This is a genomic window from Chromohalobacter sp. 48-RD10 (assembly GCF_029889785.1).
Classification (GTDB): domain Bacteria; phylum Pseudomonadota; class Gammaproteobacteria; order Pseudomonadales; family Halomonadaceae; genus Chromohalobacter.
Window position 1 is genome coordinate 48,312 of sequence record NZ_JARANX010000011.1, and the last position, 11,610, is coordinate 59,921.

Sequence of the window (11,610 nt, forward strand, 5' to 3'; positions counted from 1 at the left end):
GCAGAGCGCTCATCCGAGTGCCGCCTGCCAGCGTTCGGCATCGATCTCGATCAGCGTGGGTGCGTTGCGCGAGACGTTACTGAGGACGAGATCGAATTCGATGGGGGATTCGACGCGATGCGAAGCGAGACCGAATCCTTCCGCCAGGCGCTGGAAATCGGGCGGCGTGGGATCGACGCCGATGCGAGCGACGCCATGCGCGTCCATGTAGTGACGGATTTCCTCGTAGCCGGCATTGTTCCAGAGTACCACGACGACCGGCAGTCCTTCGTCGACGGCGGTGGCCAGCTCGCTCAGGGTGAACATTGCGCCGCCATCGCCGATCAGGGCCACGACCGGCGTGCCGGGCTGGGCCAGCTGGGCACCAAGCGCCGCCGGCAGGCCGTATCCCAAGGTCCCGTAACCGGTCGAGGCGTTGAAGTAGTGCCGTGGCGCTGCACGCTCGACGAGATGATTACCGGCGTAGACCGGGGCGGTAGAGTCGCCGACGATGATGGCCTCGGGCAAGGCGTGATCGAGCGCGGCATAAAGCGGCACGAACGGCGCCATGTCGGGACGCGTCTTCAGCGCCAACGCTGCATGGATGGCGCGGGTGCGCTCCGCGCCCTGACGCTCTAGCGGGGTGGGGAAGTGCGCTAGCAGAGCCGAAAGCGCGGTGCCGGCGCCGCTGACAAGTCCCAGCGCCGTGGCCTGATTGCGTACCAGCTGCTCCGCTTCCAGGTCGATGCGAATCAAGCGTCCCGTCAGGGTGAACCCGTCGTCGAACACCACGTCGTAATCGGTTTCGCCAAGCTCGGTGCCCACGGCGAGGATGACGTCGGCGTCGCGAGCCAGTGCACGCACCTCGGGCCAGGTGGCGTTAGCGCCCAGGTTGAGTGGATGCCCGCGCCCAAGTACCCCCTTGGCGTTGATGGTGGTCACGGTCGGCGCGTCGAGGTGCTCGACCAGCGCCCTAGCCGATTCTGATGCATCCGCACAGCCGCCTCCCAACAACACTAGCGGGGCACGAGCCTCGCGTAACCACTCGGCGGCGAGTGTCACGCCGTCGGGATGCGGCGCGGGGCGATACAGCCGCGCTGGCGAGCGATTATCGGGTAGGGAGATAGGCGCATCGAAAAGATCGATGGGGATCTCTATATGTACCGGCCCCGGCCGTGCGGAACGAAAGACCGCAAAAGCGCGCGCCAGGACTTCCGGCAAGGCGCTTGGGTCGAGCAGTGTATGGCTAAAACGACTCACGCCCGCCAGCACGTTCTGCTGGCTGGGCAACTCGTGTAGCCGCCCCTGGCCGCGTCCCAGAGTATCGCGGCGGTTGACGCTGGAGATCACCAGCATGGGCACGGAGTCGGCCAGCGCCTGTCCCATGGCGGTGGCGATATTGGTCATTCCCGGCCCGGTGATGATGAAACAGACCCCGGGCTTGCCGCTGGCACGGGCATAGCCGTCTGCCATGAACCCCGCGCCCTGTTCGTGGCGCGGCGTGACATGGCGCAGGCCGCCCGCTTCCAAGCCACGATACAGCGGCACGGTATGCACGCCGGGAATGCCGAAGACGGTATCCACGGCGTAATTGTCACGTAGCAGGCGAACCAGCGCCTCGGCGCAGCTGATCGAGCGAGGAGAAGGTGCGTTCGTGTCGTTGGTCATGGGGAGCTCCTTAAGCCACCAGCCAGTGGCCCATCACGACGATGATCGGCAACGTGATGGCGGTACGCAGCAAGAATATGACGACCAGTTCCCAGAGCTTGAGCGGAATCTTGGACTTGAGCAGCAAGGCGCCGATTTCCGACATATAGATCAACTGTGTCAGCGACAGGCAGGCAATCACGAAGCGGGTCAGTTCGCTCTCGATATCGCTGGCCAGCACGGCGGGCAGGAACATGTCAGCGAAGCCCACCAGCGTGGCCGGCGCGGCGGCCGCCGCCTCGGGCACGTTCATCCACTCGAGGATCGGCACCATCGGGTAGGACAGCCAGGTGAACAGTGAGGTGAACTCGGCGAGGATCAATGCCACGGTGCCGATGGCGATGACCAGCGGCAGCAGTCCGAAGAAGATATCGGCTACGTTAAGCAATGCGTGGCGCAATAATTGACGCGGTCCCGGCGCCTTGTCAGCACGTTCCACAGCCATGTCCAGGCTATAGCGAAACAGGCCTTGAGTGCCGGTGCGTTCCTCGGCAAGGCGGCAACCCACCGGCTCATGGTAGGTGTTCGGCTTGCGAGAGAGTGGCGGTAGGCGCGGGACGACCACCGCAGCCACCAATCCCGCCACAACCACGGTGAGATAAAACGGCACGAAGAGGTGATTGATGCCGATGAAGTTGGTCACCAGAAGTGCAAAGGCAATCGAAACGATGGAGAAATTGGTGGCAATGGCCGAGGCCTCGCGCCGATTGTAGTAGCCCTGCTCGTATTGCTGCGTGGTGATCAGCACCCCCACGGTGCCCGAGCCCATCCACGAAGCGGTGGCGTCGATGGCGCTGCGTCCGGGCAGACCGAACATCCTGCGGAATGGAGTGCGGACCAGGCTGCCGATGAATTCCATGAAACCGAAGTCGACCAGGAAAGGCAGCAGAATGGCGGCGAAGAAGAAAAAGGTCAGCAGTACTGGCGCCAAGTCGTTGAGCATTACCCCGCCGGTGGAAGAAACGGTCACGAACTCGGGGCCGACCTGGAAATAGGTCATGATCGCGAAGGCAGCACCCAGCAAGCGCATCGCCATCCACAGCGGCTCGACGTCGAACAGTTCACCCAAGGCATTCTCGCGGGCCCAGTGGGGTTTGGCGAACTTGACGTAGGTGGTGACGAATGCCGAGAGGCACAGTACCAGCGTGGCAATGGCGGGCAATGCGTCGCCGAGCACGTCCTGAAGACCGTCAGCGAGCATGCCCATGCCGATGTTGATGGTGTCGCCCGTCGAGAAGGGCACCAGAAACATGCCGATGCCGATCAGTGAGGGGACGAGAAACTTGAGAAGCCCGCGCGGCGTCAGCCGTGCGTTGTGGGGAGCGCCACCGCCAGGTGCGGTGGAATCGAGGGATGCGGACATAGATGTCACCACTTGTTGTTGTAGAGCCCCAAGCATGGGGCATGGCTTAGCGGCGCTTGACGCCGGGGAGCACGCAGAGCATTTCATAGAGCAACGTGGCGCCCATCAGCGCAGTGTTGCCGCTGGTGTCGTAGGGCGGTGCGACTTCGACCAGATCGCCGCCGACGATATTCAGCCCCCAGGTGCCACGGACGATCTCTAGACCTTGCGACATGGCCAGGCCGGCTGCTTCGGCGGTGCCGGTACCGGGCGCCACCGAGGGATCGAGAGCGTCGATATCGAAGGTGATGTACACGGGGCGATCGCCCATCTGCTCACGCACCTCGGCCATCAGCGGTTCCAGCGACTTGTACCAGCACTGCTCGGCGGTGACGACACGGAAGCCTTGTTCGCGGCACCAGTCGAAGTCATCGGCGGCATAACCTGTTCCGCGCAGCCCGATCTGGATCACGCGCTGGCTGTCCAGCAGGCCTTCTTCTTGGGCGCGACGAATCGGGCAGCCATGAGCGACTTCTTCGCCGAACATGTGTGGATTGATATCGGCATGGGCGTCGATATGGATCAGCCCTACTGGGCCGTGTTTCTCGGCGATGGCCTGCAGCACCGGCCATGTCAGGGTGTGGTCGCCACCGAGTGTCAGTGGCACGGCGTCGTGGCCGAGCAGCTCACGATAGTGCTGGCGGATGATCTCGACGCTTTTCTTCAGGTCGAAGGTGTTGATCGCTACGTCGCCAGTGTCCGCCACTTGCAGGCTGTCGAACGGCGCCGCGCGGGTGGCCATGTTGTAGGGCCGCAGCATGCGCGACTCGTCGCGGATCTGGCGCGGTCCCAGGCGGGTTCCCGGGCGATTCGAGGTGCCGATGTCCATGGGAATGCCGACGAAAGCAGCATCAAGCCCGTCGGCGCTCGCCTGGGTGGGCAGACGCATCATGCTCGCGATGCCGCCGAAGCGCGGCATCTCGTTACCGCCCAAGGGTTGATTGAAAATCGGGGTGTCGTGATCGCTCATGCTGGGCTCCTGGTAGAAGCGGTGGATCGTTGTTGGTGCCTCCTTGTTATTAGCATGAACCATGCCAGGTGGTAGTCTTCCTGTAATCAAGGACTTAGCTTCATGAGTGATGCAGTCTTGTATTGCTCGACGGCTTTAGTTGATCCAATATTGCATCGTGATACAAAAATGAATCGAGGACGGCATGCGAGATCACGATATCGACGCACAAACGCTCGAAGCACTGGTGCATACCGGGCACGATCATGTCTTCATCGTCGATGTCGATGGTCAGGTATTGGATGTCAGCCCGGGAAGTGCTGCCGTCTATGGCTTGAGCCGCGAGGCGCTGTGCGCGACCACTGTTTACGAACTGGAGGCACGCGGCGTGCTGTCGCCCTCGGTTTCGCTGGAGGTCATTCGCACTGGCCAGCCGGCGCAGGTCATGCAGCGAACCGGTACGGGGCGTCAGGTCATCGCTGAGGCATATCCGGTGTACGCATCCGGGCGCTTGGTGCGCGTCATCAGTCGCTCCATGGACATGACCGATCTGCGCCTGCTGCAGGATGAATACGCACTTCTACAGCGTCGCTTCAATGAGCACCTCAAGCGTGGCGGCGCGCCGGCATCGGGGGATGCATTGGAGCTGGAGTCGCTGGAGGTGCGTAGCCAGGTCATGCATGAGGTGGCGCAGCTCATCAAGCGGGTGGCACCGACCGACGCCACGGTACTGATGCTCGGCGAGTCGGGAGTCGGCAAGACGGCCTTCGCGCGCCAGCTGCATCGCTGGAGCCAGCGGTGCGATGGCGCTTTCGTGGACGTCAACTGCGCCTCGATCCCCGAGTCGCTGTTCGAATCCGAGATGTTCGGCTATCAACCCGGTGCGTTCAGCGGCGCCGCACGGATGGGCAAGGCCGGGCTTCTGGAGCAGGCCCACAAGGGCACGTTGTTTCTCGACGAGATCGGCGAGCTGCCCCTGGCCATGCAGAGCAAGCTGCTGAAGGTGATTCAGGACGGTTACCTGACACGGCTGGGCGATACGCGCTCGCGGCGGGTCGATTTTCGCTTGGTGGTCGCCACCAACCAGGACCTGGCGCAACGCGTGGAGGAGGGGCGTTTTCGCCTCGACCTATACTATCGGCTCAACGTGATCCCCGTCACGCTGCCGCCCTTGCGCGAGCGCCGTGAAGATATCCCCGGCCTCGCGGAACGTCAGCTCGCCTGGCTCAACGAGCGCTATGGCATGGACAAGGTACTGCATCCTCGCGTGTGGCCGGAGTTGATGGGGGGTGACTGGCTGGGGAATGTCCGTGAGCTGGAAAACTGGCTCGAACGCGCCTGGTTGTCCGCCGAGGGTGGCGTCATCGGGGCGCCAATGGAGGAGCGAGACGTGGCCCCAGCGCGTGTGAGCACAGCGGCAAGTGGAGGCAGTCCGCTGGCGACGCTAGAAGAGGGGCACACCCTGCGCGAGACGCTTGAGGCCGTCGAGGCCGAGATTCTCGGCGAGTTGGCGATGCGGTTGTCGAGCACTTATGCCATGGCCGAGCGTCTGGGGATCAGTCAGCCCGGCGTGGTGCGCAAGCTGCGCCGTCATGGATTGAAGATCGTGTCGCGCGACTAGCTCTCAGCGCAATGCAAGCCCCAACGCAATACGCCTCCCAGGAGGGGAGGCGTATCGGATACCGAACGGCTAGGCCGCTGAAGTCTCAGGGCAGTTCTTCTTCCTCGTCGTTTTCCTTCTTGGTCCGGATCAGATCCTGGCGCTGTAGTTTAATGGCCAGCAACAACGCGGCAGCCACGTACACCGACGAGAAGGTGCCCGCGACGACGCCCAGTATCAAGGCGATCGAGAAGTTGTGGATCATGTCCCCGCCGAGGAAGAACAGTGCCAATAGTACTAGCAATGTGGTCCCCGACGTCGCCATGGTGCGCGCCAAGGTCTGGTTGATCGACTCGTTGAATATCTGCGCCATGTCGTCGATTTGCGACTTGCGGATATTCTCGCGTATTCGGTCGTAGACGATGATGGTGTCGTTGAGCGAGTAACCGATTACCGCCAATATGGCGGCCAGTACCGTCAAATCGAAGTCCAGTCCGAACAACGCAAAGATGCCTAGTATGATCACCACGTCATGACCGAGGGAGATCAGGGCGCCGAGTGCGAACTTGTACTGGAAGCGGAACGCCACATACACCATGACCACCGCCAGGGCCAGCAGCATGCCCATGCCGCTTTGATCGCGTAGCTGATCGCCGACCTGCGCACCGACGAACTCGGCGCGGACCAGGTCTACCGGATTCGCTTCGCTGTCCAGAATACCCACGACGCTTTGCCCGACGTCGTTGTCGAACGTCTGCTGCAGGCGTACGAGGATGTCGTTGGAGGTGCCGAAGGTTTGTACCTGGGCATCCTCAAAGCCCTCGTCGCTCAATTTGCTGCGTAGGTCGTCCAGGGCTGGAGCTTGCTCATAGCGGACTTCCACCAGCGTGCCGCCGGTGAAGTCCAGGCCCAGGTTGAGGCCTTTGAATGCCAGGGCGCCGATCGCAATGACCGCGAGCAGCACGGAAATGACGAAGGCTATGCGGCGTTTGCCCATGAAGTCTAACTGTCGCATCGCTCGCTCTCCTCAGATCCAGATTTTCTTCAGCGGGCGTCCGCCGATGGTGAGGTTGATCAGGGCACGTGAGACCAGGATGGCGGTAAACATCGAGGTCAGAATGCCCAGCGACAGCGTGACGGCGAAGCCTTTGACCGGCCCGGTGCCGATCGAGAACAGGATGACCGCCACCAGCAGGGTGGTGATGTTGGCGTCGACGATCGAAGTGAAGGCGCGCTCGAAGCCAGTGTGTATGGCTTGCTGGGCCGGCATCTTGCCTCTGATCTCTTCACGTATTCGTTCGAATATCAATACGTTGGCATCCACCGCCATGCCTAGTGTCAGCACGATACCGGCAATCCCGGGGAGCGTCAGGGTGGCGCCGAGCATCGACATCAACGCGACCAGCATCACCAGGTTTAGTCCTAGCGAGATGTTGGCGACCACGCCGAAGGCTTTGTAGCGCGCCAGCATGAACAGCACCACGAGCAACAAGCCGAGTTCTACCGAGAGAATGCCCTGGTGGATGTTCTGCGCGCCCAGGCTAGGCCCAATGGTGCGCTCTTGGGCGAAATAAATGGGGGCCGCCAGCGAGCCGGAGCGCAGTAGCAAGGCCAGGTCTGCCGCTTCGCTCGAGGAATCGAGACCGGTGATGCGGAAACGGTTGCTCAAGGCGCTTTGTATGGTCGCTAGACTGATGATGCCGCGCTCGGTATAGCCTTCGCGCTTTTCGACTTCTTTACCGTCTTCCATCACCGTGCGTGTACGGGTCTTGTGCTCGATGAAGACCACCGCCATGTTGCGCCCGATGTTGGAGCGCGTGGCGCGGCTCATCATCGAACCGCCGGTGCCATCGAGGTTGATGTTGACCTGCGGACGGTTGTTTTGATCGAAGCTGCGGCTGGCACTGGAGACATGATCGCCGGTGACGATGACGTCACGCATCAACTCAGCGTTGCGATTTTCGTCATTGCGAAAGTTGAGCGTTTCGATCTCGCGGTCGGGCGTATCCGGGCGCGCTTCCAGGCGGAACTCCAGGTTCGCCGTGGCCCCCACGATACGCTTGGCGGCGGCGGTGTCCTGCACGCCGGGCAGCTCGACGACGATGCGGCTGGGGCCCTGGCGCTGCACGAGTGGCTCCGAGACGCCCAGCTCGTTGACGCGGTTGCGGATCGTCGTCAGGTTTTGGTTGACGGCGTAGTCCTGCAGATCCTGCACGGCCTGTTCGGTGAAGGTCATCGTCAGGGCCGTACCGCTATCACTGTCTGCGTTCTCGTAATCGAAGTCAGGGAACTGATCGGCGATCAAGCCGCGCGCAGCGTTGCGGTCATCCTCGTTGGCGAACTGGAACGTGATCGTGCGGTCGCCGATCTCGGTGTCACGATAACGTATCCGCTCGTCACGCAGGATATCGCGGACGGCGCTGGCATTCGCTTCCAGACGTTGCTGGACGGCGGCGTCCATGTCGACTTCCAACAGGAAGTGTACCCCGCCCTGGAGGTCGAGGCCGAGCTTCATGGGGGTGGCGGAAAGGCCGGCCAACCAGTCGGGCGTCGCATCGGCGAGATTGAGCGCTACGGTATAGGCGTCGCCCAGACGGTCGTCGAGAATGTCGCGGGCAGCGATTTGCTGATCGGCCTGGTCGAGGCGAATCAGTGCACTGTTGCCATCCAGCTCGCTTTGTTTGATGTCGATACCTTCATCCTCGAGCGCTTGAGTCAAGCGGTCGAGACGCTCTTGATCGAGTGCGGTGCCGCTGGCAGTGCTGCTGATCTGAACGGCAGGGTCGGCGGGGTAAAGATTGGGTAACGCGTAGATGATGCCGACGAGAAGTACGATGAGTATCAGCAGATACTTCCACAGGGGATAACGGTTGAGCATGGAAGCCCTGTCCTTGTTGCTGACGCAGAAGACAACCACCGACCATAAAGCATGGCCGGTGGCGTTGAGGAGTGCGGTTTCGCGCCTCCTGATAGGAGATCAGATGGACTTCAGGGTGCCCTTGGGCAATACCGCGGCGACGGAGTTCTTCTGAACGTTCACCTCGGTGCCCTCGGCGATTTCCAAGCTGATGAAATCGTCGCCGACATTGGTGACACGTCCCATCAGGCCGCCGCCGATGACGATCTCATCGCCCTTGGCCAGATTGCTGATCAGCTGTTTGTGCTGCTTCGCACGCTTGGACTGCGGGCGCCATAGCAGAAAGTAGAAGATCAGCACGAAGCCGACCAGCATGACGATCTGGGCAATGCCGCCGCCCGCGGGTGAGGCATCCTGCGCGTGAGCTGCGGGAATGAAAAACTCCAGCATGGATTATTATCTCCGGATGGTAGTGAGGGTGAATCTGGGCCCGAGAGCGTGTCCCGGATGGCCTTCGATCACGCTGATAGCGGCGGCACCGGCATGCCGCGCCGTGCGTAGAAGTCCTCGACAAAGGCAGTCAATGTACCCGCTTCAATGGCAGTGCGCAAACCAGCCATTACACGCTGGTAATAGCGTAGATTGTGGACGGTATTGAGCATCGCGCCGAGCATTTCGCCACAACGGTCCAGATGGTGCAGATAGCTGCGCGTGAAGTACTGGCACGTATGACAATCGCAATCCTCTTCGAGTGCCTGTGTGGAGTGGCGATGCTGGGCATTACGGATCTTGACGGGACCGTCAGCAGTGAAGAGATGGCCATTGCGCGCGTTACGCGTGGGCATCACGCAGTCGAACATATCCACCCCGCGCCGCACGCCTTCGACCAGGTCCTCAGGCTTGCCGACACCCATCAGGTAGCGCGGCTTGTCGTCTGGCATCCAGCCCGGCAAATAGTCGAGTACCTTGAGCATCTCTTCCTTGGATTCGCCCACCGACAAACCGCCGATGGCGAGTCCGTCGAAGTCGATGTCCAGAAGGCCTTTCAATGAGCGCTCGCGAAGCTCGGGGTACATGCCGCCCTGAATGATGCCGAACAGCGCCGAAGGTGAATCGCCATGCGCGGCGCGCGAACGCTGAGCCCAGCGTAGCGACATCTCCATCGAACGCCTGGCTTCTTCCTCGGTGGCTGGATAGGGCGTGCATTCATCGAAGATCATCACGATGTCCGAGCCCAGCGATCGCTGCACGGCCATCGACTCCTCGGGCCCCATGAAGACCTTGGCGCCATCCACGGGCGAGCGGAAGTGCACACCTTCCTCGGTGATCTTGCGCGTTTCGCCCAGTGAGAAGACCTGGAAGCCACCCGAATCGGTGAGGATCGGCTTTTGCCACTGGGCGAAGTCGTGGAGGCCGCCGTGGGTTTCGATGACCTCGGTGCCCGGTCGCAACCAGAGGTGAAAGGTGTTGCCGAGGATGATCTCGGCGCCGATCTGCTCGACCGATTCGGGCGTCATGCCCTTGACCGTGCCGTAGGTGCCGACGGGCATGAAGGCGGGCGTTTCCACGGTTCCGCGCGGGAAGCTCAAACGGCCGCGTCGCGCCATGCCATCTTCGGCGAGGCGCTCGAAACGCATGAAGCTCTCGTTACGCATGGGGAACCTCGTTGGGCATGGTGGCCTTGTTAGGCATGGGCAGTCTCGGGAAAAGGATGGGACGTCTCGGCTCGGCTGAGGAACATGGCATCGCCATAACTGAAGAAGGCGTAGCGCTCGGCGACGGCTGCGTGGTAGGCATGCATCACCTGGTGGTAGCCGGCAAACGCTGAGACCAGCATCAACAGCGTCGACTCGGGCAAGTGGAAGTTGGTGATCAGTGCATCGACGCAGCGCCAGGCGTAACCGGGATAGATGAAGATATCGGTGTCGCCCCGGTAAGGCGTGATGCGACCGTCGTCGCGTCCTTGGCTAGCGGTTTCCAGGCAGCGCACGCTGGTCGTGCCCACGGCGATTACACGCTTGCCGCGCGCTCGGGTGGTCTCGACCTGACGACATAGGGTCTCGTCGACTTCCAGCCATTCGCTGTGCATATGGTGCTCGCGAATATCGTCCACGCGGACCGGCTGAAAGGTCCCCGCACCCACATGCAGGGTGACATAGCCCATCTCCACGCCACGCTCACGCAGCGCGGCCATCAGCGCTGCGTCGAAATGCAGGCCGGCGGTAGGCGCCGCCACCGCGCCCTCGCGACGGGCATAGACGGTCTGATAGCGCTCGCGGTCATCGAGTTCGTCTTCGCGGTCGATATAAGGCGGCAACGGCATGTGCCCGTGGCGTTCGAGCAACTCGATCAGCGGTGTCTCGCCCAAAAAGCGCAGCTCGAACAAGGCTTCGTGGCGTTCCTCGACCACTGCGCGGATGTCGCCCTCGAAAATCAGCTCGGTACCGGGCTTGGGTGTCTTGCTTGCGCGCAGGTGTGCCAGACCGCGATGCGCATCCAGCGGGCGTTCGAGGAGCATCTCCACGCGTCCGCCACTAGTCTTTTGCCCGAAAAGCCGCGCGGGAATCACGCGGGTATCGTTGAACACCAGCAGGTCGCCGGGCTCGAGCTGCGTCAGCAGATCGGTGAAACGGCGGTGCTGGACCTCGCCGCTTTCATCATCCAGGCAGAGTAGACGGCAATCGCTGCGCGTCTCGGACGGGTAACGAGCGATCAGCTCATCGGGGAGATCGAAATGGAAATCGGCGCGCTGCATGGAATTGAAGAAAACGACCTGGAATCGAAAAACTGAAATCGGAGATGAGGCACGTGCGGTGTGCGCTCGACGAAGGCGGCCCATGATAGTCGAGACAGACGACGAAGTCAGGCCCGAATGATTGACGTCACCAATCTTCTCCGTATAATACGTCCTCGTTGCCCGGGTGGCGAAATTGGTAGACGCAGCGGATTCAAAATCCGCCGGTGGCGACACCGTGTCGGTTCGAGTCCGACCTCGGGCACCAACCTTTCTTCATGACCTCTGGTCATTTCGGCAAGTTCCAGCTATCTCCTTTCTCTGATGATGTCGATGGGACATGCGTCCATTTTCGTGCGCGCATGCCAAGCGTCCTGCCTGT

At 61.7% G+C, this 11,610-nt stretch carries 9 protein-coding genes and 1 tRNA gene; 2 read left to right on the forward strand and 8 right to left on the reverse strand.

Annotated elements, in window-relative coordinates:
- Window positions 1-9: 9 nt before the first annotated feature.
- Genes OP496_RS12160 through speB form a run of 3 tightly spaced genes read right to left on the reverse strand, consistent with a single transcriptional unit; the run spans window position 10 to window position 4,058 of the window.
- Window positions 10-1,647: a 5-guanidino-2-oxopentanoate decarboxylase gene (locus OP496_RS12160; protein ID WP_280563907.1), complete on the reverse strand. Its 1,638-nt coding sequence runs from the start codon at window positions 1,645-1,647 to the stop codon at window positions 10-12.
- Window positions 1,648-1,657: 10 nt separating this feature from the next.
- Window positions 1,658-3,049: a YjiH family protein gene (locus tag OP496_RS12165; RefSeq protein ID WP_280563908.1), complete on the reverse strand. Its 1,392-nt coding sequence runs from the start codon at window positions 3,047-3,049 to the stop codon at window positions 1,658-1,660.
- A gap of 46 nt (window positions 3,050-3,095) precedes the next feature.
- A complete protein-coding gene (speB, locus tag OP496_RS12170) occupies window positions 3,096-4,058 on the reverse strand; it encodes an agmatinase (RefSeq protein WP_280563909.1) in 963 nt (320 codons plus the stop codon).
- A gap of 184 nt (window positions 4,059-4,242) precedes the next feature.
- On the opposite strand from speB, the gene OP496_RS12175 reads away from it, so the two are divergent.
- Entirely contained in the window at window positions 4,243-5,658 is a 1,416-nt protein-coding gene (locus OP496_RS12175; RefSeq protein WP_280563910.1) for a sigma 54-interacting transcriptional regulator, read from the forward strand.
- A gap of 85 nt (window positions 5,659-5,743) precedes the next feature.
- On the opposite strand, the gene secF is transcribed toward OP496_RS12175, so the two are convergent.
- The 5 genes from secF to queA all read right to left on the reverse strand — a co-directional run bounded on the left by secF (window position 5,744) and on the right by queA (window position 11,249).
- Window positions 5,744-6,652, reverse strand: coding sequence for a protein translocase subunit SecF (gene secF, locus OP496_RS12180; protein WP_280563911.1), 909 nt, complete (start codon window positions 6,650-6,652; stop codon window positions 5,744-5,746).
- Window positions 6,653-6,664: 12 nt separating this feature from the next.
- Window positions 6,665-8,515, reverse strand: a complete 1,851-nt coding sequence (gene secD / locus OP496_RS12185; RefSeq protein ID WP_280563912.1) for a protein translocase subunit SecD — start codon at window positions 8,513-8,515, stop codon at window positions 6,665-6,667.
- A gap of 99 nt (window positions 8,516-8,614) precedes the next feature.
- Window positions 8,615-8,944: a preprotein translocase subunit YajC gene (yajC, locus tag OP496_RS12190; RefSeq protein WP_040242920.1), complete on the reverse strand. Its 330-nt coding sequence runs from the start codon at window positions 8,942-8,944 to the stop codon at window positions 8,615-8,617.
- Window positions 8,945-9,012: 68 nt separating this feature from the next.
- The gene (gene tgt, locus OP496_RS12195; RefSeq protein WP_280563952.1) at window positions 9,013-10,131 is read right to left on the reverse strand and encodes a tRNA guanosine(34) transglycosylase Tgt; all 1,119 of its coding nucleotides are present in this window, start codon (window positions 10,129-10,131) and stop codon (window positions 9,013-9,015) included.
- Between the two features lie 47 nt (window positions 10,132-10,178).
- Window positions 10,179-11,249, reverse strand: a complete 1,071-nt coding sequence (gene queA, locus OP496_RS12200) for a tRNA preQ1(34) S-adenosylmethionine ribosyltransferase-isomerase QueA (RefSeq protein ID WP_280563913.1) — start codon at window positions 11,247-11,249, stop codon at window positions 10,179-10,181.
- 160 nt (window positions 11,250-11,409) lie between these two features.
- On the opposite strand from queA, the gene OP496_RS12205 reads away from it, so the two are divergent.
- Window positions 11,410-11,496: transfer RNA gene (locus tag OP496_RS12205), tRNA-Leu, on the forward strand.
- Window positions 11,497-11,610: the final 114 nt, after the last annotated feature.

Bases quoted from the DNA above. Each gene is read 5' to 3' on its own strand.
- OP496_RS12160 (WP_280563907.1), bottom strand. From the start codon at position 1,647: ATGACCAACGACACGAACGCACCTTCTCCTCGCTCGATCAGCTGCGCC.
- queA (WP_280563913.1), bottom strand. From the start codon at position 11,249: ATGCAGCGCGCCGATTTCCATTTCGATCTCCCCGATGAGCTGATCGCT.
- secD (WP_280563912.1), bottom strand. From the start codon at position 8,515: ATGCTCAACCGTTATCCCCTGTGGAAGTATCTGCTGATACTCATCGTA.
- speB (WP_280563909.1), bottom strand. From the start codon at position 4,058: ATGAGCGATCACGACACCCCGATTTTCAATCAACCCTTGGGCGGTAAC.
- secF (WP_280563911.1), bottom strand. From the start codon at position 6,652: ATGCGACAGTTAGACTTCATGGGCAAACGCCGCATAGCCTTCGTCATT.
- tgt (WP_280563952.1), bottom strand. From the start codon at position 10,131: ATGCGTTTCGAGCGCCTCGCCGAAGATGGCATGGCGCGACGCGGCCGT.
- OP496_RS12165 (WP_280563908.1), bottom strand. From the start codon at position 3,049: ATGTCCGCATCCCTCGATTCCACCGCACCTGGCGGTGGCGCTCCCCAC.
- OP496_RS12175 (WP_280563910.1), top strand. From the start codon at position 4,243: ATGCGAGATCACGATATCGACGCACAAACGCTCGAAGCACTGGTGCAT.
- yajC (WP_040242920.1), bottom strand. From the start codon at position 8,944: ATGCTGGAGTTTTTCATTCCCGCAGCTCACGCGCAGGATGCCTCACCC.